At 62.0% G+C, this 25,074-nt stretch carries 20 protein-coding genes; 11 read left to right on the plus strand and 9 right to left on the minus strand.

The window, feature by feature from the left end:
- Nucleotides 1-90: 90 nt before the first annotated feature.
- The 5 genes from lpdA to phaeop14_RS08165 form a co-directional block, all read right to left on the minus strand.
- Nucleotides 91-1,485, minus strand: a complete 1,395-nt coding sequence (gene lpdA / locus phaeop14_RS08145) for a dihydrolipoyl dehydrogenase (protein ID WP_040169350.1) — start codon at nt 1,483-1,485, stop codon at nt 91-93.
- Nucleotides 1,486-1,676: 191 nt separating this feature from the next.
- Nucleotides 1,677-2,255, minus strand: a complete 579-nt coding sequence (locus phaeop14_RS08150) for a DUF924 family protein (protein ID WP_014874837.1) — start codon at nt 2,253-2,255, stop codon at nt 1,677-1,679.
- A 137-nt stretch (nt 2,256-2,392) separates the two neighbouring features.
- Nucleotides 2,393-3,667, minus strand: a complete 1,275-nt coding sequence (locus phaeop14_RS08155; protein ID WP_040169351.1) for an MFS transporter — start codon at nt 3,665-3,667, stop codon at nt 2,393-2,395.
- A gap of 249 nt (nt 3,668-3,916) precedes the next feature.
- Nucleotides 3,917-4,987, minus strand: coding sequence for a tRNA preQ1(34) S-adenosylmethionine ribosyltransferase-isomerase QueA (gene queA / locus phaeop14_RS08160; RefSeq protein WP_096789244.1), 1,071 nt, complete (start codon nt 4,985-4,987; stop codon nt 3,917-3,919).
- A 103-nt stretch (nt 4,988-5,090) separates the two neighbouring features.
- A complete protein-coding gene (locus phaeop14_RS08165; RefSeq protein ID WP_096789245.1) occupies nt 5,091-8,825 on the minus strand; it encodes a YhdP family protein in 3,735 nt (1,244 codons plus the stop codon).
- A 100-nt stretch (nt 8,826-8,925) separates the two neighbouring features.
- Here phaeop14_RS08165 and phaeop14_RS08170 point away from each other — a divergent pair, with 100 nt between their 5' ends.
- The 6 genes from phaeop14_RS08170 (at nt 8,926) to phaeop14_RS19975 (ending at nt 15,924) form a co-directional block, all read left to right on the plus strand.
- On the plus strand, nt 8,926-9,387 hold the full coding sequence (locus tag phaeop14_RS08170) for a peroxiredoxin (protein ID WP_040169357.1): 462 nt from the start codon (nt 8,926-8,928) through the stop codon (nt 9,385-9,387).
- A gap of 141 nt (nt 9,388-9,528) precedes the next feature.
- Nucleotides 9,529-10,410, plus strand: a complete 882-nt coding sequence (locus phaeop14_RS08175) for a ferritin-like domain-containing protein (RefSeq protein ID WP_096789246.1) — start codon at nt 9,529-9,531, stop codon at nt 10,408-10,410.
- Between the two features lie 403 nt (nt 10,411-10,813).
- Nucleotides 10,814-12,145, plus strand: a complete 1,332-nt coding sequence (locus phaeop14_RS08180; protein WP_040169623.1) for a M23 family metallopeptidase — start codon at nt 10,814-10,816, stop codon at nt 12,143-12,145.
- Entirely contained in the window at nt 12,135-12,677 is a 543-nt protein-coding gene (locus tag phaeop14_RS08185) for a bactofilin family protein (RefSeq protein ID WP_040169361.1), read from the plus strand. The genes phaeop14_RS08180 and phaeop14_RS08185 overlap by 11 nt, the downstream gene beginning before the upstream one ends.
- Before the next feature lie 262 nt (nt 12,678-12,939).
- Nucleotides 12,940-14,184: a calcium-binding protein gene (locus phaeop14_RS08190; RefSeq protein ID WP_096789247.1), complete on the plus strand. Its 1,245-nt coding sequence runs from the start codon at nt 12,940-12,942 to the stop codon at nt 14,182-14,184.
- 243 nt (nt 14,185-14,427) lie between these two features.
- Complete coding sequence (locus phaeop14_RS19975; protein ID WP_096789248.1) at nt 14,428-15,924, plus strand: calcium-binding protein; 1,497 nt, start codon at nt 14,428-14,430, stop codon at nt 15,922-15,924.
- Nucleotides 15,925-16,010: 86 nt separating this feature from the next.
- Here phaeop14_RS19975 and phaeop14_RS08200 read toward each other — a convergent pair whose 3' ends face one another.
- The 3 genes from phaeop14_RS08200 to phaeop14_RS08210 form a co-directional block, all read right to left on the minus strand.
- Entirely contained in the window at nt 16,011-17,018 is a 1,008-nt protein-coding gene (locus phaeop14_RS08200) for a DUF3179 domain-containing protein (RefSeq protein ID WP_096789249.1), read from the minus strand.
- Between the two features lie 200 nt (nt 17,019-17,218).
- Nucleotides 17,219-17,770: a peptidylprolyl isomerase gene (locus tag phaeop14_RS08205; RefSeq protein ID WP_040178650.1), complete on the minus strand. Its 552-nt coding sequence runs from the start codon at nt 17,768-17,770 to the stop codon at nt 17,219-17,221.
- A complete protein-coding gene (locus phaeop14_RS08210; RefSeq protein WP_040169371.1) occupies nt 17,763-18,269 on the minus strand; it encodes a peptidylprolyl isomerase in 507 nt (168 codons plus the stop codon). The genes phaeop14_RS08205 and phaeop14_RS08210 overlap by 8 nt, the downstream gene beginning before the upstream one ends.
- Nucleotides 18,270-18,450: 181 nt before the next feature.
- Here phaeop14_RS08210 and phaeop14_RS08215 point away from each other — a divergent pair, with 181 nt between their 5' ends.
- The 5 genes from phaeop14_RS08215 (at nt 18,451) to phaeop14_RS08235 (ending at nt 24,298) form a co-directional block, all read left to right on the plus strand.
- Complete coding sequence (locus tag phaeop14_RS08215; protein ID WP_096790260.1) at nt 18,451-19,641, plus strand: phosphoglycerate kinase; 1,191 nt, start codon at nt 18,451-18,453, stop codon at nt 19,639-19,641.
- 278 nt (nt 19,642-19,919) lie between these two features.
- Entirely contained in the window at nt 19,920-20,219 is a 300-nt protein-coding gene (locus phaeop14_RS08220) for an FtsB family cell division protein (RefSeq protein ID WP_040169626.1), read from the plus strand.
- A 301-nt stretch (nt 20,220-20,520) separates the two neighbouring features.
- The gene (pdhA, locus tag phaeop14_RS08225; protein WP_040178651.1) at nt 20,521-21,534 is read left to right on the plus strand and encodes a pyruvate dehydrogenase (acetyl-transferring) E1 component subunit alpha; all 1,014 of its coding nucleotides are present in this window, start codon (nt 20,521-20,523) and stop codon (nt 21,532-21,534) included.
- A gap of 16 nt (nt 21,535-21,550) precedes the next feature.
- Nucleotides 21,551-22,930: a pyruvate dehydrogenase complex E1 component subunit beta gene (locus tag phaeop14_RS08230; RefSeq protein WP_096789250.1), complete on the plus strand. Its 1,380-nt coding sequence runs from the start codon at nt 21,551-21,553 to the stop codon at nt 22,928-22,930.
- Nucleotides 22,931-22,942: 12 nt separating this feature from the next.
- Nucleotides 22,943-24,298 (plus strand): pyruvate dehydrogenase complex dihydrolipoamide acetyltransferase, encoded by a 1,356-nt coding sequence (locus phaeop14_RS08235; RefSeq protein WP_096789251.1) that lies wholly within the window; start codon nt 22,943-22,945, stop codon nt 24,296-24,298.
- A gap of 575 nt (nt 24,299-24,873) precedes the next feature.
- Here phaeop14_RS08235 and phaeop14_RS20055 read toward each other — a convergent pair.
- A complete protein-coding gene (locus phaeop14_RS20055) occupies nt 24,874-25,056 on the minus strand; it encodes a ferritin family protein (protein WP_082035017.1) in 183 nt (60 codons plus the stop codon).
- Nucleotides 25,057-25,074: the final 18 nt, after the last annotated feature.

Here is a 25,074-nt window from a genome sequence, read left to right on the forward strand (position 1 = left end):
ACGCCTCAGCCTGAAAACCGCACGTAAAAACGCCCGAAGCGATGCCTCGGGCGTCCTGACGATCTTAATCAGACAGATCAGAAGATCTGCTTACATATGGATCACCCGGTCAAAGGCATCCAGCACGCTCTCATGCATCATTTCGCTCAACGTCGGATGCGGGAAAACGGTGTTCATCAGGTCTTCCTCGGTGGTTTCCAGCTGGCGGCCGACCACATAGCCCTGAATCATCTCGGTCACCTCGGCCCCCACCATATGGGCGCCCAAGAGTTCACCTGTTTTGGCATCAAAGATGGTCTTTACCATGCCTTCGGCCTCACCCAGGGCAATCGCCTTGCCGTTGCCGATGAAGGGGAAGCGCCCGACCTTGATGTCATAGCCCAGTTCCTTGGCCTTCGCCTCGGTGTAGCCGACGGAGGCGACCTGAGGCTGGCAATAGGTGCAGCCGGCAATGCTCTCGGGCTTTACGGCATGCGCGTGTTTGCCCGCGATCAACTCCGCCACCATGACGCCCTCGTGGGAGGCCTTATGCGCCAGCCAGGGCGCACCGGCGATATCGCCAATCGCATAAAGCCCATCAACGCCAGTGCGGCAGAATTCATCCGTGACAACATGGGTGCGATCAACTTTGACGCCGAGACCTTCCAGCCCCAGCCCCTCGACGTTGCCGACGATGCCCACGGCGGAAATCACCGTGTCAAATTCCTGTTTCTCGACCTTGCCGCCGACCTCGATATGGGCGGTGACTTTGCCCTTACCGCGGTCCAGCTGCTTGACCATGGCTTTCTCCATGATCTTCATGCCCTGTTTGACAAAGGCCTTCTTGGCAAAGGCGGAAATCTCCGCATCTTCCACCGGCAGCACCCGGTCCATGACTTCGACAACAGTCGTATCAGCGCCCAGGGTGTTGTAGAAACTTGCAAATTCAATACCGATGGCGCCCGATCCGATCACCAGCAACTTCTTCGGCATCCGCACCGGATCCAGCGCATGCTTATAGGTCCAGACCAGATCGCCGTCCGCCTCAAGCCCGGGCAATTCCCGCGCGCGGGCGCCGGTGGCCAGCACGATGTTCTTCGCCGCCAGCTCCTGCGTGCCCTTGTCGGTCTTCACAGATACTTTGCCCTTGGCCGGAAGCGTCGCCTCGCCCATGACAACGGCGATCTTGTTCTTCTTCATCAGGTGGCCAATGCCGGAGGACAGCTGTTTCGCCACCCCGCGCGAGCGTTTCACCACCGCGTCCAGATCATAGCCGATGTTCTCGGCCTTCAGGCCGAAATCCTTGGCCCGCTCCATCAGGTGAAACACTTCCGACGACCGCAACAGCGCCTTGGTCGGGATACAGCCCCAGTTCAGGCAGATGCCGCCCATATGTTCACGCTCGACAATGCAGGTCTTCAGCCCCAGCTGAGCGGCACGGATGGCAGCCACATAGCCCCCCGGCCCTGCGCCGATTACGATCACGTCATAGGTTTCTGCGGCCATGGTGGTTCCTCGCCAAGCTGGATCAAAAACTAGTTCACCGTTAAACTATTTCTCGCTGCACTGCAATCATCCAGTGCAGGCTCATAGCCGCCATGCAAGAAACAGCAACGCCGCACCCCGATCCTTGGGGCGCGGCGCAAAACCAGTGTCAGGTCAGGACGTGTTTCAGGCAAGCCTGAAAGGCAACTGCCTCAGCCTGCGGCCTGCAGACTGCGCATGGTGCTGCCATAGCCGCCAGCCATGACGTAATCCATTTCCGGTGCCGTGCTGCTGCGCGACAGCGCCTCATTGCGATAAGGGAAGCGACCAAACTGCCGGATCACCTCGCGGTGGGCCCGCGCATGAAGCAGGTTGGAGGCACCGTTCTTGGGCATCCGCTCCAGCATCAGCCGCACACAGCGTTCCTGATCGCACAGGTTCTCCGAATGCATCAGCGGCAGGTAGAAAAACTGCCGCTGCGGTTCGTCGATCTTCATGTCCCAGGACTTGCTGATCGCACATTTCGCCGCCGCCAGCGCCAACGTATCCGTGGCAAAGGCCTGCGCCTCCCCCCGGAACATATTGCGCGGGAACTGGTCGGTCAGGATGATATAGGCCAGAACCCCCTTCGGCCCGCTGCGCCAGTGGTCACATTTGCCCTCGCAGGCGGCCTCCCACGTCGTCTCGAACCGGCGCCGGATCTCCTGATCCAGCGCGTCATCCTGCATATACCAGCCCTTCTCACCCGTGCTTACGAGCCAGAAGTCTAGGATCTCCTCAGGACCTGTCATAGGTCTGCCTCCACATAGATACCGTCCTGAAATTCAGACGCTTTTGCAGAGATTTTACAAGGGGAAGCGCGTCACGATTTGCGTCATACACGACAGTTTCGTGAAAATTTCACCACAAATCCCGCAAGTTAGCGCAATCACCCAGCTTCGGCGGCGGCTTCCTGCTCCTCGATTTCCGTCTCGATTGCATATTCCTGGGCAAATTCAACCACAACAGGTGACCCGGTCGGCGCCATCGGTGACATGATCCCGGTCTCTTCGGTCGGAATGGCGGGACGCTGAGTCGTGCGATAGCCGGCATAGACCGCCAGCAGCAGCAGCAGCACCGCCATGAACAGGAAGAACCCCGGCGCGCCGAACACACTGTCGCCCATCATCCAGCCAGTGATCAGCGGCCCGGCCACAGCCCCCAGACCGTTGATGAACACCAGCCCGCCAGAGGCCGCCGGCATATCGTCATAGTCGAGGTAGTCATTGGTATGGGCGATCAGCAATGAGTAGAGCGGGTTGGTCATGCCACCGATCAGGAAGGCCGCGACCAACAGGAAATTGAAGTCGGTCCCAAGTATCATCGCCCCGATGGCCGCAGCCCCGGCAACCGCTGCACCAAACAGGATCAGCACCCGGCGATCCATCCGGTCCGACATCCAGCCCAGCGGATATTGCATCACCACGGCCCCCACGTAGAAGGTCGCAACAAAGATCGAGATCTGCGTCAGGCTCAGCCCCGCAGAGGCGGCATAGACCGCGCTCATGCCGAACTGGGCCGAGAACACACCGCCCAGCAAGAACATGCCAACACAGCCCAAGGGCGAGGCATCCATCAGCTGGCGCAACGACATCGGCTTGGTTCGGTCAAAGGCAGGCGTCGGCGAAATCGACAGCAGAATCGGTGCGAAGGACACCGAAACCACCACCGAAGCAATTACGAAGGTCTCATAGCCCGACGGATCGCCCACCAGCATCAGCGCCTGCGCGCTGACAATGCCGACCATCTGCACGATCATATAGAGCGACAGCGCCTTGCCCCGGTTTGCATTGTCGGAGGCGTTGTTGAGCCAGCTTTCGGCCGTGACATACACGCCGGAGAAGCAAAAGCCGATCACCACACGGCCCAGCATCCAGGCCACCGGGTTGGTGACCGCAGGATAGAGGATCATCACCGCGGAGATGAACGACGCCAGCGCCGCAAAGACCCGCACATGACCCACCCGGCGGATCATCTCCGGCGCCAGCCGCGACCCGCCCAGAAAGCCAACAAAATAGGCCGACATGACAAAGGACATCTGAAGGGTGGAGAACCCCTCAATATCGCCGCGCACACCCAGGAGCGTGCCCTGAAGACCGTTGCCGATCATCAGCATTCCCATGCCCAACAGCAGCGCCCATGCGCTAGACAGCACCTGCCACATTGCCCGTCTCTCCTACTTCGCTTGTCTGTTCCGGAGCGCGCCAATCCGGCTCCGGCCCCGCGCCGGGGTCTTGTTTAAATGAATATCGGCGTCGCGAGTGCCGCGCGCCGTTATGGACCGGGCCTCATGGCAGTTTGATGACCACGCGACCCCAAAAACCGGGCGTGCAGATGGCAGACCCGGTGACGACAGTTCCCGACCCGACCAGAGGTCAGACCGGATAAAATCACTTCTTGCTGAAATTGCGCCTCAGGTCTGTGACAACTCCGCCATCGGCGGGATCAAAAGCGACGCATCGCCATAGGAAAAGAACCGGTATTCCTCTGCCAGGGCATGATCATAAATTGCCCTGATCCTGTCCTGCCCCATCAGCGCCGATACCAACATCAGCAGCGTCGACTTCGGCAGGTGGAAATTCGTCATCAGCGCGTCGACCACATGGAAGGTGAAGCCGGGATAGATAAAGATATCCGTATCCCCCTCCCAAGGCTGGATCGCACCCGATTGTGCCGCACTTTCGATCAGACGCAGCGCCGTGGTGCCAACCGGGATCACCCGCCCGCCTGCCGCCTTGGTCGCGGCAATCTCCGCCGCCGCCTCGGCGCTGACGCGGCCCCATTCGGCATGCATCCGGTGGGTGGTCACATCCTCCACCTTCACCGGCAGGAAGGTCCCTGCGCCCACATGCAGCGTCACATAGCTGATCTCGACACCCTTGGCCTGCAATTCCGCCAACAGCGCGTCGTCAAAATGCAGGGATGCCGTCGGGGCCGCAACCGCGCCGGAGTTGCGCGCCCAGACCGTCTGATAGTCGGTTTTATCCTGCTCATCTGCAGGCCGTTTGGCCGCGATATAAGGCGGCAGCGGCATTGCCCCCGCCTCCGCCAGAGCGGCATCAAAATCGGTCCCACTCAGATTGAACGCCAGATGCCCCTGCCCATCCTCAATCCGCTCCAATGTCGCGCTCAGCGCGTCGGAGAAAATGATCTCTTCGCCCAGCTTGACCTTCTTCAGCGGCTTCAACAGCGCCGCCCAGCTGCCATCGGCGCCCGGATCCAGCAGTGTCACCTCCACCTTGGCGGCCATCGGCCCCTGTGCGGTGTCGCGGTGACGCAGCCCGCTGAGCCGCGCGGGGATCACCTTGGTGTCATTCAGCACCAGCCGGTCGCCGGGCCGCAGCCACTGGCCCAGATTGGCCACGCGGGCATCGCTGATACGGTCGCCCTCCGCCACCAGCAGCCGCGCGGAACTGCGCGGCACCGCCGGACGGGTGGCAATGCGGTCATCGGGAAGATCGAAGTCAAAATCACTGAGTTTCATAAGCTGCGATATAGGCTGTTGCGCCGCACTTGGCCAATAGGTTTTGTCCAGAAAACCGCCAAACGCCGTGCCGAAACCAGCCCCCGACCAAGATGCAGCTCGCTTAACGATCTTCGCCGGGTGAGACGGAATAGGGCGGCCTTTCCCGCTCAGCCCGTGGCACCACGGTGCTGGGCGGCTCCTCCCCCGGCAGGCGCGGCGCCGGACCCCGGAACAGCTCGCGGAAAATCCCCGGTGCCAGTCCCGACAGCGGGTTTACCTGTACGCGCGGATCATCCGCCGCCCCCTTCAACGTGAAGGCAAAGCCAATCAGCCCCTCGCCCTTGCGGGTGAACACCCGGCCAACCGCATTGAGCAGATAGATCGGAGAAATCACCCCCCGCATGTTCAGCACGCTGCGCTCCAGATCGTAATTGCCATCCATGGAGAGACCAATCGACGGCCCCACCGCGCTGCTCTCATGGACAATCAGATGGGTCGCGCCCAGCCGGAACTTGGCTTCCACCGTGGTGAACAGAATGCCCTGCCCCGCCAGCGCATCGATCAGCCCGACCACGCTCACCGCATTGAGCAGCGCCGCCATTGATGGCGCGTCTTTGATGCGGGTGTTCTTCACCTCGATCTGGCCGTCATATTCACCGGGCGCGCCGGGGGCCGGGACCAGCGACATATCAAAGGTGCCGCCGGAGCCATGACGCAGCACGCCCGCCGCGCGGAACACCCCGCCTGCGTCTTCTGACTGGATCCGGGTGGCAAAGCCGCCGTCCTTTGGCACCACGACACCGCTGACGCCGGTCTGTCCGTTCAATGCTGCGGTAAAATCACCGTTCAACCCGCCGGTGGTGGAAAACCGGCCGCGAAAACCAGTCAGCGCAATACTGTCGGTGACCTGCATTCGGTCCAATTGCAGCGTAATTGGCCCCGTTCCGCCAGAGGAGCCACCACTGCTGCCACTGCCGCCGGATCCATCCGGCATCCGGCGCAAATCAAGCACACCGCTGCGGATGTTGATGCCTGGCGCCCGCGCGCCACGCCCGACCAGCTCAACCGCCCCTCGGAACCAGCCTCGCAAGTCCACCCGGTCAAACAGCGCCCGGCGAAGGCCACCCCCCGGTTCCAGCGTGACACGGCCAGAGGCCTGCAACCCCGCCCCCTCTAGCGACAGCGCCTCCACCTGCGGCGGCTCTCCCAGCAGCGCGCGCAGTTGCAGCCGACCGGTGCCCGCCTCGCTCAGCCGCCAGCTCAGCGCCGGGATCCGCAGGCCAAGCCCGGCCAGATCGCTCTCCAGTGTCAGCCTTGGCGCAGACCCCTTGTCGATCACCACCTCATAGCGGCCCTCACCGCGACCAAAAACCGATCCCTTCGGCAGGCCAATGCGCAGGGCGTCAACCGTGGCCTGCGACAGCTCAATCGTGCCGTTGACCCGCACAGGTGGTGGCTGACCCGCTGCCGCAGTTGCCCGCTCCGCCGCCGGACCGACGGCCTGCCGCCAGATCAGGCTGCCCGGCACTCCCGACAGCGCGCCGTCCCCTTCGATCTGCACATGATCCTGATCGCCGCTCAGCCCCAGCACCTCCGCCGAGAGGCTCTCTCCCGGCACCAGCACATCACTGGCGGCCCCACGGATGCGCCCGCGGTAGTGATAGGTGATCTCGTCAGGTGTCACCCCCTTGCGCAGCGGCAAGGACAGCGTGCCGCTCAGTGCCACCCGACCGGAGGCCAGATCCACCGGCAACCCTGCCTTCTCCATCACCGACAGCGGCGGACGGTTGAGCAACGACAGTGCCGCCGTCACCTGCCCCGAAGCCTCAATCCTGGCGATCCCCGGCGCGCCATCCTTCACCGATGTATCCGGAATGATGAACGAGGTGCCCGCCGCATCCACGCGCCCGCCCTGATCCGCCGTCACCCAGCCCTTCGTCGCCATAACCACCAACCGGTTGCCATAAAGGCTGAACTGACCGGCGGCCTCGCGCAGGGGCGGCAGCGATTTCTGAAACTTCACCGCCGCATCCTCAAACGCCAGATCCAGATAGACAAAGGGTTTCGCTGTCCCGCTGCCACGCATGGCAAAATTCACATCCCGGGCATAGCCCGCCAGCAGGTTCTCGCGCACCCATTCGCGCGGCTTGGGTGGCGCCGCCGCAGGCCAGACCTCCTTCAGCCGCGCCGCAGACATGCCATTGGCGCGCCCGTTCAGCGCGTAGTCCCAGCCTGCCTGCCCGGCAGAAATCTCCCCGTCCAGCAGGATCCGCGTATCACCGTCCCGCACCAGCATCTGGCCCAGACGCAGACGGAACGGTGCCATCTCAAGCTTGAAATCCGCCGTCACCCCCGCCAGATCCAGCGGCGTGTCATAGAGTTTCGCCGGGTTGAGGCTCAGGTCCTGAAACCGCAGCTGCCCGACCAGATCGGTTAGCTGGCCGTTTTCCACCCCGATCAGACGCGCCCGCCCCTCCATCGTGCCGGAACCCCAACCACTGTTCACCGACAGCTCGTTAAAGCGCAGCTCCTGGCGGTCCGGCAAATAGGTGAAATAGCTCTGCGCGCCGGTGATCGGCACCGGGCGGGTGGCGGCGGTGGGCTGGATCACCCCCTCGCCAATCTGCAGGCTGGCAGACACCGGCAGCAAGGCTCCGACACTACTAATCGCACCGCGCAGGGAGCCTGAGATCGGCGCGTCCAGCACGTCCAACCAGCCGAGGGCAGCACTCTGTGCGGCGATATCCTTGCTGGCGACAGAATTGACCAGCACGCCAAATTCCGCCGCCTTGTCGCCAATCGCGGAGCTGTAGTTCGCCTCAACCGTGCCAACATAATCGCGCCCGCTCAGCAATGAGAACCCGGCTGCCAACTCGATATCCTGACCGCTGCGGCTCATGCGAATACTGCCGCCATCCAGCGTCCAGACCCGCCCCAGACGCGCATCCTCATAGCGCAGCGTCAGCGCCTCGGTCTCCACTGCGATCAGTGCCGACAGCACCGGCAGCTCCAGCTGGCTGTCCCATTGCTCAATCAGCGCTGGCAGGGTGGCCGCCTGCCGCAGCGGCGCCTCCCCCTCAGCCAGACTCAGCGCCAAGCCGCCGCTGTTGTCCCGCCTGAGGGTGCCATAAAGCCCGCTCAGCATAATCGTCTTGGGCCGGATCTGACCGCGCAGCAGCGGCCGCATCGCCAGCGAGGCCTGTGCATCCGCCAGCCGCGCCACCCGCGCGCCGGTCTCGTCGCGCAGGGTCACATCACGCAGGCTGACACGGGGCCGCCAGCCCCGGTTCACCACCAGATGAATGGCCCCGAATTCAATGCTCAATCCACCCAGATGCCGCTCAATTCGCCGCTCCACCCGGTCGCGCAGCCAATCCGGCGCGTCAAACCGCGTCCCCAGCCCCAAAAACACCACAGCACCCGCCAGCATCGCCAGAACCACGGCTGTGATGGTTGCGCTGCGCAGCATCCGGCGCAGAATGCGGGACTTTGACTTGGCGCTGGCATTCGACGCGGGCTGTGGCGCTGAAGCTGCCACCACTGGGTCTGCGTCCTCCTCAGCCGGTTTGACAAGGTCCCCGGCGGAAATGCCATCGGACGGCTGTGGCCCCGGTACCGGCACCGCCTCGTCCCGCATTCTGCGTTCCGCCTCGGCCTCTTCCCCTTCGGGCGCCGAGGTCACCACCTGCGTCTCCTTATCCGGCGCCTCCTCATCCGGGCCGAAAAACACCACAGTCTCCGGCGGCGGCACCGCCTTTGCGACAGCCACATCCTCCTCAGCCGCTGCCCCACTGGGCCCGGGTTCTTGCGCGGCATCCACCGGCGCAGAGGAAGATGGCTCCTGTTCAGGATCCACCGCTGTGGGTGAGGCTGGTTTAATCCTTGCTTTCCCTTTGCCTGTGATGGCCTAACTGTGGCACGCAAACCCTGCGAAACCGTTTTGGAGACCTCGAATTATGCTCGCCCCCTCAGACCCCGCACCCTCCTTTAACCTGCCCCGCGATGGCGGTGGCACCGTGACGTTGGAGGAGCTGCGCGGCAAGGCCGTCGTGCTGTTCTTTTACCCCCGTGATGATACTCCGGGCTGCACCAAGGAATCCATCGGATTTTCCGAGCATCTGCAGGCCTTTGCCGATGCCGGGGCGGTGGTCTATGGCATCTCGAAGGATCCGGTTGCCAAACACGACAAATTTGTCGCCAAACACAGCCTGACCACGCCGCTGCTCTCCGATGCCGATGGCACCACCTGCGAGGATTATGGCGTCTGGAAAGAAAAGAACATGTACGGCAAGAAACACTGGGGGATCGAACGCTCGACCTTTCTCATCGACGGCGAGGGCAAGATCGCTCAGATCTGGCGCAAGGTGAAGGTCGATGGCCATGTCGCCGAGGTGCTGGAGGCCGCCAAGGCGCTCTGATGACCCATTCCGGCAGCCCTGCATATCCCCATAGACCGGGCGTAGGGCTGCCTATCCGCTTGCAGCGCAGCGCGCCGGGTGGCAGGGACTGGCCAACAACAGCCCCACTCAACAGCCCACCGCCAAAACGGATCCGCACCGATGACCAGCGACGCAGCACAGACCCACCCAGACAGCCCTGACAGCCCGCTCAGCCTTGCGCAAATGGCGCAGGAGGTACTGACCACCGCCGATGGGCGCGAAAAAACCGCCCTGTCGCGCCGCCATGCCGCGCACTGGTTTGCCTATCGCGCAGGTGATGCGGCAAAGATCGAGGTCGGAACCGCCAGCCCGCCGCTGCACCCCGCGCGTCCCGACAGACCTGAACTGCTGAACCCGCGCGATGTCCCCCGCCGCCGCCCGGGATCGGAAGCCGGGCGCAAGGCGCTGCTGCATGCCGTCGCCCATATCGAATTGAACGCGGTTGATCTGCATTGGGATATTATCGCGCGGTTCTCCCATGTGCCGATGCCGCTTGGATTTTTTGACGATTGGGTCAAAGCGGCGGATGAAGAATCCAAACATTTCAACCTGATGTGCGACTGTCTTGAGGCATTGGGCAGCCATTACGGTGAGCTGCCCGCCCATGCCGGCATGTGGCGCGCCGCTGAAGACACCGCCGGGGATCTGATGGGCCGCCTCGCTGTCGTACCCATGGTGCTTGAGGCCCGCGGTCTGGACGTCACCCCCGGCATGATTGAAATCTTCCGCAAGGCAAAGCTCACCCAGGCGGTTGATGCGCTGGAGGTGATCTACGCCGAGGAAGTCAGCCATGTGGCCTATGGCTCAAAATGGTTTCATTTCCTCTGTGGACGCGACAATCTGGACCCGAAGGAGGTGTTTCATGACCTCGTGGGCCGGTATTTCCACGGCCATCTGAAACCGCCCTTCAACGAGGAAAAACGCGCCGAGGCTGGCATCCCACCGGATTTCTACTGGCCGCTGGCGGATGAGATCCCGGTCAAACCCCCGGCCTTGCGTTAACCCGGCGGGCCGCAATTAGGCCCCGAAAATGCCGCGAAACCTTTGCCCGTCACAGATAAAATCGGCCTGCCTATCATGGGCGGGCCGTTTTGTTTAACCTCCGCCGACACCCCGCCTGCGCCACCGTGATCTGGCCAAACCCACCCGATATCGGCGGCTTTTCGCTCATTCCCCGGCCGATCCACACAGCTGCCGCGCCGTTTCCGCGCGGACCCGCCGAACACTGGGTCAACAGGCTTGCCCAAACTGATCCGGCTGGCTATTCCCTTTCGCCATGGCGCGCGAACGCGGCCTGGCACTGCGACAGGGCAGCTCCGATGGGACCGGATCTGGCCATATGGAACCGGCAGGAGGAGCGCCGGGGACTGCAGCGCCACAACTGGGGCAGGACAAGGACCAAAGCGTGCGGACACGTCTGGCAATCAAAATTCACGCATTTCTCGAACGTCGTTTTCCGGAACGGCGTGTGTTCCTCAAGTCCGACTCTGACACACGTTTTATACGACTCCGCTCCGAAACCCAGCTCATCGCCTTTGCGGGCATGGCCCTCTTGGTGGCCTGGTCCATTGTCGCCACCGCCATCGTTCTGATGGACAGCATCGGCTCAGGCAATTTCCGCGAGCAGGCCAAACGCGATCAGATGACCTACCGCGCCCGGCTCAATGCGCTGTCAAGCGAACGCGACGACCGCGCCGCCGAGGCGCTGGCCGCTCAGGAACGGTTCAACGCTGCTCTGACACAGATTTCCTCCATGCAATCGGAGTTGTTGGCCTCTGAAACCCGCCGTCGCGAGCTGGAAACCGGTATCGAGGTGATTCAGACCACGCTGCGCCAGACCATGAAAGACCGCGAAACCGCGCGCGACGCGCTGGCGGCGCTGAAGCAGGAAACTGCCGCTGACAGCCCGGCCCAGATGATGGCCGTCAGCGCGCCGGTTCAGATGGAATTCATGGCCGACGCGCTGGCCGAAACCGCCGCACAGCGCGACCAGATTGAGGCCAACGCCCAATCCGCGCTGGAACAGCGCGACGCGCTGGAACTGGAACTGCGCCTGCTGGATGAACGCAACGACCAGATTTTCCGTCAGCTGGAAGAGGCGATGGAAGTCTCCGTCGCGCCGCTGGACAAGATGTTCCGCAGTGCAGGCATGCCCACCGACCGTATTCTGGAACAGGTGCGGCGCGGCTATAGCGGTCAGGGCGGTCCGCTCAGCCCTTTAGCCCTGTCCACGCGCGGTGAGGAACCCACCCGCGAGGAACTGCGCGCCAATGATCTGCTGCGCCAGATGAACAAACTGAACCTCTATCGGCTGGCCGCACAGAAGGCGCCCTTTGCCTCGCCGGTAAACATGAATTTGGTGCGCCGCAGCTCCGGCTTCGGCTATCGCCGCGACCCCAAGACCGGTGGTCGCCGCCTGCACAAAGGCTCCGATTTCGCCGGTCGCACCGGCACCGATATCTTCGCCACCGCTGATGGGGTTGTGACCCACGCGGGCTGGCAATCGGGCTACGGAAAACTTGTGACAATTCAACATGCCTTTGGCATTGAGACGAAATATGCCCATAACTCGAAACTCCGCGTGAAGGTCGGTCAAAGGGTCTCGCGCGGGGATCACATTGCTGATATGGGTAACACCGGACGGTCCACCGGGACCCACCTCCACTATGAGGTTCGGGTCAATGGCAACCCCGTAAACCCGATGATCTATATCAAGGCTGCGAGAAATGTTTTCTAAGAGCAAAATCAACGAGCCCGGCCAGAAAGCGGCCGAAGCAACCCCTGCGGCACCTGCGCCGTCCTCCGCTCCGGTTCCGCCCGCCAGCGATTTCAAGGCAACCGCCCCCAAGGCAAAGCCGCCGGCATCCGTGCTCAGCTCGGATCTGCACATCACCGGCAACCTCAAGACCACCGGCGACATCCAGGTCGAGGGCACCGTCGAAGGCGACATCCGCGCCCATCTGCTGACCATCGGTGAGAGCGCCACCATCAAAGGCGAAGTGACCGCCGATGACGTGGTCATCAACGGTCGCATCGTCGGCCGTGTGCGTGGCCTCAAGGTGCGCCTGACCTCCACCGCCCGCGTCGAAGGCGACATCATCCACAAGACCATCGCGATTGAGAGCGGCGCCCATTTCGAAGGCTCCGTGCAGCGGCAGGATGACCCGCTGAACCCCGGCAAAGCCGCAGCGCCCCGCGCCGCAGCCCCGGCACCGGCCCCCTCAGCCGCTGTCTCCGCAGCCACCGCGGCACATAAATCCGACAGCTGATCCCAAGCCTGCCTATTTCGGCACTCGGTAATAGACAAACGCCGCAGGTCACACCCTGCGGCGTTTTTTGTGTGCTGCAATGGGTATCCAGATCCATTCACACCACCAAGTCACACAGGCCAAGTGAACGCAGCGTCGCGTGGGGAAAACGCGCGACCTGAAATACCAGGCGTTGCACCTATAAGTTGCTGAATGTAGGGAATAGGTAAATTTGCAGGCATTACGCCTGCCGCCACCACAATCAGGACATATGTTTTAGACAATGGCTATTTTTACCGTAAATGACCCAACCGGTACGCTGTCGCTGAATAACCTCAGCGACCTAGGCTTTGACGACGCCAGCCTGAACAGCCGGTCAATCAATCAACTGTTCTTTACCAGCCCGACTGGCACCAGCATCACGCTGACTGGGGATTTTTCAGCTGCATCCCCCTATTTTTGGACGATTGAGTCGATGGCGGTGAACTCCGGTGGTACACCGGTCTATGCGATCAGTGAGTTTTCCATGAACTTCTATCGCTTCAGTGCCAGCAGCGGCGCCGCGCTTGAAGCGGCGATTCTCACAGGTGACGACACAATCACCTCCAATATGGTTGAGGGAAATCGTTGGTTGGCCTATGGCGGTGATGACGTCATCAGCCTAGGTATCGGCGACGACTACGTCCACGGGGGGTACGGCACCGACAGGCTGATCATTCACGACACTTATGGTCGGGCGGACATCTCCTCGGTCTACGGCGGTGTGTGGATCGACTCAGCCGACGGGAGAGATACTCTGCTGTCGATCGAACAGCTGCAGTTCAGCAACCGTAGTTTTTCCCTGAGCGTGGACACCAGCAACAGCACCTCAATGAGCGGTGATCGCGACAGCACCCTTCCCAGCGACATCATGCTGGGTGGCCTTGGCGCCGACACTTTGGCCGGACTCTCAGGGCGTGATATGCTGCTGGGCGAAGAGGGCGACGATCACCTGATGGGCGGCGAGGGCCACGACACATTAAAAGGCGGCGACGGACGCGATATCCTTGTCGGCGGTTCCGGACGAGACTGGTTGGCCGGCGATCTCGGCAATGATGCCATCAGTGGCGGCTCCCACGGTGACAAACTGATTGGCGGCGGTGGTCACGACACTTTGCGCGGTCAGGATGGTCACGATGTTCTACGCGGCAACTCCGGCTGGGATCATCTCTTGGGCGGGCGCGGCAACGACCGCATCTATGGCGATGGTGGTCAGGACCGTCTCTTCGGTCAGGAGGGCAACGACACTCTGGCAGGTGGCGCCCATGCCGACACATTTGTCTTCCATCGCGGCTATGGCACCGACATCATCACCGATTTCACCGTTGGCGAGGATCGGATCCAGATCGGTCGCGGCGCTGACGGGATGGAGGATCTGACCTTCGCCAGCCAAGGCACCACTGTTCAGATCACGTTTGCCGACGTCACCATCATGGTGGAGAACAGCACGCTGGCGCAGATTGAGGATGCGGACAACTTCCTGTTCTGAGCCTCTTATGACCTGATGGCCCCTGGCCATCCGAAATCACTGGCGTATCCCAAAATGGGATGCGCCTTTTTTCATCCCGGCGGCAGCAAAGCCGCAGATCTGAGGAGTGAAGAATTTGCGCAACAGGATTCATAAAGGTTAACATTTCATTAACAACAACCTTCCCAGACCAAAGCCCCCCACCTAGGCTGATCGCAAAAGCATCGAAAAGATGCGTCAGGCATTCAAGCAGTAGGTCAGACCATGGCAGAACTTCTCGTCACGGCTGCGTCAAATGTGGCGCCGCCGTTTGATTTCAGTGACTTCGATTTTACCAAGGTCGCGGTTCTCAGCGCCACGGACACCCAGATCGCGGTGCAATATGGTGCCTTTGTCATGGTGTTTCAGGGCAGCTTCAGCTTTGATGAAAGCGGCAATCTGAGCCCCGACAGCCCGCTCAACGGCTTTGGCCTGTTTTATGACCAGTCGCTGATCATGTCGGTAAGTGGCTTCACCCTGCCCTCGCAGATGATTGCTGATGGGGATCTCTACGCACTGCTGGCGGTGGCGCTCTCCGGGGATGACATCATCACCTCGGCCTGGAGCGGCGGCGAACGGATCAACGGGTTTACCGGCAATGACACCATCCGCGCCGGTAGCGGGGATGACACCATCTTTGGCGGCGCCGGTCAGGATGAGTTGATCCTGGGGGACGGGGTCCAGACCTACAGTTTTACCTTTGACGACAGCGCCGGGGCGTTGCTGACCACCACCCGGGGGCGTGACATGCTCTTTGACGTGGAAACGGTGCGGCTCGCCAATCAGACCCTGCATATTCAGGAAGGCGGCAGCGCGGATGAAGCTCTCCTCAGCACCAATGCCGATGACGCCAGCGTTTCAGACATGATCCATGGCCGGGGCGGCGATGACACGATCACCGGCGGTGCGGGCAAAGACTTTCTGCTGGGTGGCGCCGGGAAAGACAGCCTCTCCGGGGGCAAAAACGACGATTTCCTGGATGGCGGGCTTGGTGATGATCACCTCTCCGGCAAGGCGGGGGATGACAATCTGCGCGGCAGCCTCGGCAATGACACGCTGATCGGCGGCGCGGGCAATGACACGCTGCGCGGCGACAATGACGTGGGCCCGGCTGACAATGCCGATGACCTGTTGATCGGCGGCAGCGGCCACGACAGCCTCGACGGCAACGCCGGCGATGACACGCTGAAGGCCGGCAGCGGCGCCGATACGCTGCATGGCGGCGCGGGCGACGACAGCCTCAACGGTGGGCGTGGGCGCGATTTGATCAGCGGCGATGACGGGCGCGATACCCTGGCTGGTGGCCGCGCCAATGATACGCTGACCGGCGGCGCCGACAACGACCGGCTGAGCGGCGGTGCAGGCCATGATGTGATGCGCGGCGATGCCGGCGACGATCTGCTGCTTGGCGGGCGAGGCCACGACATTCTGTTTGGCAGCGATGGCGCCGACCGGCTGATCGGTCAGTCCGGCCACGACCGCCTGACCGGCGGCAGCGGCGGCGACAGCTTTGTTTTTGCCCGGGGCTCTGGCCGCGACACCATCAGCGATTTCCGTATCGGCGAAGATGTGATCGAAATCACCCGAGGCGCCAATCGGATCGACCAGCTGGGGTTTTCACAGCAGGGCGAGGATGTGCGCGTGACTTTCGCGAATGTCTCGATCGTGGTTGAAGACGTGACCGTAGACCAGTTGATGGACACCGATAATTTCCTGTTCTGATCAGTTACCGCTCTCAGAATATGGCCTTGGGCGCGCCTTTGCCGGTGCGCCCTTTTTTATGTCTACCCGCAGCGCCGCGCTGCGGCTCACTCCAGCATCCAGCGACCCTTGGGCCAGAAGGCGTGATAGGCAAAGGCAAACATCACATCATGGGGCAAATCTGCGTCGTCACGCCCCCGCACCCGAACCGAGCCCACATCGCGCCCCTTGCCGACATGCCCCGCATCCAGCGCCGAGGCCTGCCCCGACCGCCAGCTAAGGGTTACACCCGCCTCGCGGATTTCCCCAACCTTGGCCAATCGCGCCAAGGGCCAGGCCCGATCCCCCACCCGCACCACACGCGCCAGCGGCGCGATGCCATGGGGTGGCGGCGTGCCATCATAAAGAAACGGCCAGTTTGACCGGTCATAGCCCTGATAGGGATTGCGGCCGTAGCTGCGATTGTGGCGCGGCTCCGCCATCACCAGCCCCTCTGGATAGGCCGCGCGAAACCCCTGCCAGTTGTCCAGCCAGCTCGGCAGCTGCCGCAGCGCCCGCCCGTTCATCTCGCCCACGATGCCGGTGCCCGTGGCCTGCTGCCACCAGCTTTCCGTCTCGCGGTCATACATCACCATATCGGACTGCCGCAGCTTGCCGGTGACGCCAAAGCTCAGGCTGCGCCCCGCCACCCGCCGGTCAAAGCTCATGGCGGAATTGCACAAGGGGCAATAGGTCACCGCAACCGGGGTACCGCCCACCCGATCATTGACGATTTCATGCCAGATCAGATAGCGCAGCGGATAGGCGCGCGCCGCCTGCCCCGGCAGATCCAGCACCACCACCGGCTCGGCCCGGCTCAGCCCCTTGGCCTGCGCCGCAGGATGAAACGCCGGATTGCTGAGGGCCGGAATGCCATCTCTCGGCGGACCACCGGATTTGATCTCAGCCCAGTCGGCCACGCTGCTGCGCGTGAAATCCGTGACCGGCCATTCCCGCGCCCAGATGGCCGGATCCGCACGGGCCACCGCCAGCCAGGATAGCATCAACAGCAGCGACAGCCCCGCCACCGCTTTGTTTTGCAAGAAGAATGTATGTGTTGCAGTCATCTGTGACATCGCAGGCCTCCTCCCTGTGTCCCCAAGAGGTCTCCCATGGGTCCCCCGGCCCAAATCAGGGGCACAGCCTGCCGCAAATTTGCCTCACATGCACCGCACAAGCCCGTGACAGGCGGCAAACAGAAAACGGCCCGCACCAGTCAAGGCACGGGCCGTTCAGGCTATCACAGGCGGATCAGGAGACCCGCGCGAGCCAACGCTCACTCGGTTACAGAGACCGTTTTCATCACATCAGGCTGGCCCACAACGGCGCCGTTCTGACTGCTGCTGCCACGCTTGATCGCGTCAACCACATCCATGCCTTCGGTCACCTTGCCCACGACGGTGTACTGACCATTGAGGAAATGCCCCGGTGCGAACATGATGAAGAACTGCGAATTGGCGCTGTCGGGATCCTGTGAGCGGGCCATGCCGACCACACCACGATCAAACTCCAGATCCGAGAATTCAGCCGGCAGGTCCGACCGCTCGGAACCGCCCATGCCTGCGCGGCGCATATCGCCACCCAGCTTGCCAAATTCCACATCACCGGTCTGCGCCATGAAGCCTTCGATCACGCGGTGGAACACCACGCCATCATATTTGCCTTCTGCCGCCAGCGCGGTGATCTGCTCGACATGTTTCGGGGCCACATCCTCAAACAGGTCGATCTGGATGGTGCCATTGGCGCCCTCGCCCTCAACCGCGATCTCCAGACCGCTGGCCAGTGCAGGACCTGCCATCAGCGCAAAGACGGCTGCCAGCTTATACATCTGCCGCCACCTTGACGCTGACCATGCGGTCGGGGTTCGCAGGCGGCTCGCCACGGGTGATTGCGTCGACATGCTCCATGCCCTCAATCACACGGCCATAAACGGTGTACTGACCGTTCAGGAAATGGTTGTCCTTGAAGTTGATGAAGAACTGCGAGTTGGCCGAATCCGGGTTGGCCGACCGCGCCGCACCCAGCGTGCCACGATCATGCGGCAGCTTGGAGAATTCCGCCGGAACATTCGGCAGATCAGAGCCACCGGTGCCCGCCATGCGCAGGTTGAACCCGTCTTCCATGTCACCGTGCTGCACGTCGCCGGTCTGCGCCATGAAACCATCGATCACCCGGTGAAACGCCACATTGTCATACTCACCGCTACGGGCCAGCTCTTTCATGCGCGCGCTGTGCTGAGGGGCCACGTCGGGCAGCAGTTCGATCACCACCTTGCCGTCTTTCAGCTCCATGATGATGGTGTTTTCGGGGTCTTTGATCTCGGCCATGTGGCCCTCCTGTTCTTTGCATTTGCCCGATAGTTAAGGCCCACGCCCGCAATTGCCAAGGGAGCTTTGGTCACGGAGCATTGACTGGGCGGCAAAAAGCCCCGAAACATCGCGCCAACACCGCCTGCGGCGCAGTTTCCGCAGCCGACGCCTCAAACCAAGACCAAAGAAGGATATGACCATGGGTTGGACCGCACTCGACACGATGGACCTGGCAGGCAAACGCGTTCTGGTGCGCGTCGATATCAACGTCCCGGTTGAGGATGGCCGCGTCACCGATGACACCCGCATTCAGCGCGTCGCCCCCACGATCAAGGATATCCTCGCCGCCGGTGGCACGCCAATTCTGCTGGCCCATTTTGGCCGCCCCAAGGGCAAGGTGGTCGCAGAGATGTCATTGCGCCCGCTGGTGCCAGCACTTGAGGCCGCCTTTGGCGCGCCGGTGACCTTTGTCGCGGATTGCCGCGGCCCAGCGGCCGAGGCCGCGGTTGCGGGCCTGCCTGCTGGTGGCGTCTTGTTGCTGGAAAACACCCGTTTTCACGCGGGCGAGGAAAAGAACGACGCCGATCTGGCGGCAGAGATGGCGAAGCTGGGCGACATCTACTGCAACGATGCGTTTTCCGCCGCCCACCGCGCCCATGCCTCGACCGAGGCGCTGGCCCGTCTGCTGCCTGCCTGTGCCGGCCGTCTGATGCAGGCCGAATTGACCGCGCTGGAAGCCGCGCTTGGCCAACCCCAGCGCCCGGTAACAGCCGTTGTCGGCGGTGCCAAGGTCTCGACCAAGCTGGAACTTCTGGGCAATCTGGTCGGCAAGGTCGACAATCTGGTGATCGGCGGCGGCATGGCCAATACCTTCCTCGCGGCACAGGGCATCGACGTGGGCAAATCCCTCTGCGAACACGAGATGGCCGACACCGCCCGCGAGATCCTGAGCAAGGCCGAAGCCAAGGGCTGCAAGATCCTCCTGCCGGTCGATGTTGTGGTCGCACGCGAATTCAAGGCAGGCGCCGAGAATGAAACCGTCGCTGCGGACGCCTGCCCCGCCGATGCGATGATCCTGGATGCAGGTCCGCAGACCGTCGCCGCCGTCGCGGATATGCTTTCAGCCTCCAAAACGCTGATCTGGAACGGCCCGATGGGCGCCTTTGAGATCGCGCCTTTTGATGCGGCCACCAATGCCGCAGCACAACAGGCCGCCGGCCTCACCAAATCCGGCGCGCTGGTCAGCGTAGCGGGCGGTGGTGACACCGTGGCCGCCCTCAATCAGGCCGGGGCCGCGGCTGATTTCACCTATATCTCCACCGCAGGCGGGGCCTTTCTGGAATGGATGGAAGGCAAGACCCTGCCCGGTGTCGCTGCCCTCGAAGGCTGATCTGACAACATATAGGGGATCCCGGTTCCACGCCGGGTCCCCGCACCTCTCCTGAGAAATATTTCCAAACCGTTAAGATATTGCCGATCCGCCGATCACGTTAACCATCCGTTAACCTTCTGCCGTCCACAGCTGGCGCAAGATGTATTTTCCATCGGAAAATGTTCAAAATTAACAATTTTCATCTTTCACAAACCATGTTGCCTGTGGCAGTATTGTTGCAGACGCTGGGAAAACCGGCGCAAGACTTGAGCAGCAGATCATACAGGCTATCCACCGTGACCCGAAGCAACCGGCCCTCTCTGGGCGCATTCGTTTTCTCCACGATTGCATTCGCGCTCAGCGCGTATTTCACCTTTGCCGCTGTGCAGGGGGACTTCGGGTTGTTCAGGCGGGTCGAGATCCAGGCCGAGGCCGAAGCGCTGCGTCAGGATCTCGACCAGCTGAAACGCGAAACCGCGCAGATGGAAAATCTCACCCACCGGCTGTCGGACAACTACCTCGATCTGGATCTTCTGGATGAGCAGGCCCGCTCGGTCCTCGGCCTGCTGCGCGCCGATGAGATTGTCATCCGCTAAGCCACACGTTCAGTTGACAACAATCAAAGATGTGCCACTGCCCGCAGCCCCGCTTGCGGGCGTTTTGCCGTAATGAGGCACCGCAGCCCCCTGCCCGGCGAGCTCCACAGCGGCGCCCAGCTCGATCCCCTCATAAAACTGCCATCTCGCTCACCATCTCACCCACCGTCACCACCTCTATCCGCCATCGCCTTTACCCCCTGGTGACGGCACGTCATAATAACACTCGCATGACGTGACAAAATCCATTATGAACTAGTTTAGCATTAAACTATCTAGCCTTAAGGGGGAGCCCGCCACCATGGCTGCGAGAAAAAGTGTCAAGAAACCAAACGTTTCTGCTGATGAGCTGCTCGAATACTACCGCGAGATGCTGCTGATCCGGCGATTCGAGGAAAAGGCCGGCCAGCTCTATGGCATGGGTCTGATTGGCGGCTTCTGCCACCTCTATATCGGTCAGGAAGCGGTTGTTGTGGGCCTTGAGGCCGCTGCAGAGGACGGCGACAAACGCGTCACCTCCTACCGTGACCACGGCCATATGTTGGCCTGCGGCATGGATCCCAACGGCGTGATGGCGGAACTTACCGGTCGCGAAGGCGGCTATTCCAAAGGTAAGGGCGGCTCGATGCATATGTTCTCCAAGGAGAAGCATTTCTACGGCGGCCACGGCATCGTCGGCGCGCAGGTGCCGCTGGGCGCAGGCCTTGCCTTCTCCGACAAATACAAAGGCAACGACCGCGTGACCTTCGCCTATTTTGGCGATGGCGCGGCCAACCAGGGTCAGGTCTACGAGACCTATAACATGGCCCAGCTCTGGGATCTGCCGGTGGTTTTCGTGATTGAAAACAACCAATACGCCATGGGCACCTCGGTGCAGCGGTCGACCAAATCCCCCGCCCTGTGGAAACGCGGCGAAGCCTACGGCATCAAGGGCGAGGAAGTGGACGGCATGGATGTGCTGGCGGTGAAAGAGGCCGGCGAACGCGCCGTTGCCCACTGCCGCGCGGGCAAAGGCCCCTATATCCTTGAGGTCAAGACCTACCGCTACCGTGGTCACTCCATGTCCGACCCCGCCAAATACCGCACCCGCGAAGAGGTGCAGAAAATGCGCGAGGAACGCGATCCCATCGAACAGGTCCGCGATATGCTGCTCACCGGCAAACACGCGACCGAGGATGACCTGAAGGCGATCGACAAAGAGATCAAGGACATCGTCAACAAATCCGCAGATTTCTCCAAGGAGAGCCCGGAACCGGCGCTCGAAGAACTCTGGACCGATATTTATGCGGATGAACTGCCGCAAGAAACCGCCTGAGGGGACGTAACACGATATGGCAACTGAAATCCTGATGCCCGCCCTGTCGCCGACCATGGAGGAAGGCACCCTGGCCAAATGGCTGGTCAAAGAGGGCGATACCGTAAATTCCGGCGATATCCTGGCCGAAATCGAAACCGACAAGGCCACGATGGAGTTTGAGGCGGTGGACGAAGGCACCGTCGGCAAGATCCTGATCGCCGAGGGCACCGAAAACGTGAAGGTCAACAGCCCCATCGCGGTGTTGCTGGAAGACGGTGAAAGCTACGACCCCGATGCCGCCCCGGCCCCGGCGACCAGCAATGAAGCCCCGGCGGCAGAGGCACCTTCGGCGCCCGCAACCACCGCGGCTGCTGCAGCGGCCCCCGCCGCACCGGAGGTGGATGACACCCCCGACTGGCCCGAGGGCACCGAGGTGGTGCAGACCACCGTGCGCGAAGCGCTGCGCGACGCCATGGCGGAAGAGATGCGCCGCGACGATGATGTCTTCCTGATGGGCGAGGAAGTCGCCGAATATCAGGGCGCCTACAAGATCTCCCAGGGCCTCTTGGATGAATTCGGCGCCAAGCGCGTGATCGACACCCCGATCACCGAACATGGTTTTGCCGGGATCGCCACTGGTGCGGCCTTTGGCGGGTTGCGACCCATTGTTGAGTTCATGACCTTCAACTTCGCCATGCAGGCGATTGACCACATCATCAACTCCGCCGCCAAGACGCTGTATATGTCCGGCGGCCAGATGGGCGCGCCCATGGTGTTCCGTGGCCCCAATGGTGCTGCCGCCCGCGTTGGCGCCCAGCACTCTCAGGACTACGCCGCCTGGTACATGCAGATCCCCGGCCTGAAGGTGGCGATGCCCTACTCCGCCTCCGACGCCAAAGGTCTGATGAAAACCGCCATCCGCGACAACAACCCGGTGATCTTCCTCGAGAATGAGATCCTCTACGGCAAATCCTTCGATGTGCCGAAGCTGGATGACTACACCGTGCCCTTTGGCAAGGCCCGGATCTGGCGCAAGGGCGAGGATGTCACCATCGTCTCCTTCGGCATTGGCATGACCTATGCACTGGAAGCGGCGGAAAAACTGGCCGAGGATGGCATCTCCGCCGAGGTCATCGACCTGCGTACCCTGCGTCCGATGGACACTGGCTCCATCATCAAATCAGTGATGAAGACCAACCGTCTGGTCACTGTTGAGGAAGGCTGGCCGCAGGGGTCCGTCGGCTCCTACATCTCCTCCGTGGTAATGCAGGAGGCCTTCGACTACCTTGATGCCCCCGTCATCACCTGCACCGGCAAGGACGTGCCCATGCCCTATGCCGCCAACCTCGAAAAACACGCGCTGGTCACCACCGATGAGGTGATCGAAGCGGTGAAACAAGTGACCTACCGTTAAGGAGAGACAGCGATGCCCACAGAAATCCTGATGCCCGCCCTCTCTCCCACAATGGAGGAAGGCACGCTCGCCAAATGGCTCGTGAAGGAAGGCGACACTGTCGCCTCCGGCGACTTGCTGGCGGAAATCGAAACCGACAAGGCCACGATGGAGTTCGAGGCCGTCGACGAAGGCACCATTGGCAAGATCCTGATCCCCGAAGGCTCTGAGGGCGTGAAGGTCAACAGCCCCATCGCCGTGCTGCTGGAAGATGGCGAAAGCGCCGATGACATCGACGCTTCGGGTGCCTCCGGCGGGGAAGCCGCGCCCGCGGCTGACGCGGGTGACGAGGCGGCCCCCAAAGGGGTCTCCGAGGCGCCCGCTACTGCGAAAGGCAGCGGCAAGGCGGAGGCCGCAACACCCGCGCCCGCAGCCCCGCAGGGCGCCGATGGCAACCGCATCTTTGCATCACCTCTGGCCCGCCGCATCGCGGCGGACAAGGGTCTGGACCTCGCAGCCCTCACAGGCTCCGGCCCCCGTGGCCGCATCGTGAAGGCCGACGTCGAGAACGCCAAACCCCAGGCTGCAGAGACTCCAGCACCGCAAGCCAAGGCCGAGAGCGCCAGCGCCCCGGCCGCCACCGCCGCAGCCCCCACAGGCCCCTCCGCCGATCAGGTCGCCCGCATGTACGAAGGCCGCAGCTATGAGGAGGTCAAACTCGACGGCATGCGCAAAACCATCGCCGCCCGCCTCACAGAGGCCAAGCAGACCGTGCCGCATTTCTACCTGCGCCGCGACATCCAGCTGGATGCGCTGCTGAAATTCCGCGGTGAGCTGAACAAGCAGCTGGAAGCCCGCGGCGTCAAACTCTCGGTCAACGATTTCATCATCAAGGCCTGCGCCCTGGCGCTTCAGGCCGTGCCGGACGCCAATGCTGTCTGGGCCGGGGACCGCGTGCTGAAGATGCAATCCTCCGACGTGGCCGTTGCCGTCGCGATCGAGGGCGGCTTGTTCACCCCGGTTCTGCAGGACAGCGACACCAAATCGCTCTCAACCCTCTCGACCGAGATGAAAGACCTCGCCAAACGCGCCCGCGACCGCAAGCTCGCGCCGCATGAATATCAGGGCGGCTCCTTCGCGATCTCCAACCTCGGCATGTTCGGTATCGACAATTTCGACGCCATCGTGAACCCACCGCACGCAGGCATCCTTGCCGTGGGCGCCGGGGTCAAAAAGCCGGTTGTGGGTGCCGACGGCGAGTTGGCTGTGGCCACCGTGATGTCGGTGACCATGTCCGTCGACCACCGCGTCATCGACGGCGCCCTTGGCGCGGAACTCTTGAACGCGATCAAGGACAACCTGGAAAACCCGATGATGATGCTGGCCTGACCCACCGCACCTCAACGGACGAGAAAAAGGAAGGGACCGGGGCAGCACTCCGGTCCTTTTTTAGTGGACTGAGTGTTTTGTTCAAAGGCTCTGTTTTGGGCAAGACGACGTAGCGCGTGACGCTGGATGGTGGATGTTGACCGGAGCCAGCTCCGGGACGAGAGCGCCCGTCACAACCTCAGTCATTCGACGGCCCAAAACGGGCTGCCTCACTGCGATTAGCCCGCCACAAACGGCCCTACGCCGCGGTGGCGGCTGTCAAACAACATCTAGCGACGGCTCAGCGGACAATGTGGACTTTCGCTGCGGCTGCACCAATGTTGGCGCTCACGCCGCTCGAGTAGTGCTCCATCTGGTGCTCATTCTAATGCCATCAGAGGGAATGCGTCTCAAATACACTCCTACCATCATATTTGAAGCGGTTGACATCAATCCACGCTCGTATTCGCTCCAATCGAGAATGGTGGTCGAAACCCCGACTATACCGCCGTTCCGGACATCGGTTGGATCCTGAATTGCATTGGGTAGGGCATCGCTGAAGTTCAAAAATCGCGGAGCAATGGTTCGCGAGCGTTTCACCTGACGTTTGGCAGTTTAAGGTGGGACATATTGGACAAACCATGTCGCTCATCCAAGGATCTCGGTGGATCCACACCCAACAGGCGCAGCAGCTCTGCGAGTGCATCCATAAACTCGCTTTGCATTTGATGCTGGGCCTCAAATATCGCGTGTAAGCTGGGGAGACCTCGCCTTTCCACATGCCAATGACGTCATTG

The sequence above is a fragment of the Phaeobacter piscinae genome (genome assembly GCF_002407245.1).
GTDB classification, from domain to species: domain Bacteria; phylum Pseudomonadota; class Alphaproteobacteria; order Rhodobacterales; family Rhodobacteraceae; genus Phaeobacter; species Phaeobacter piscinae.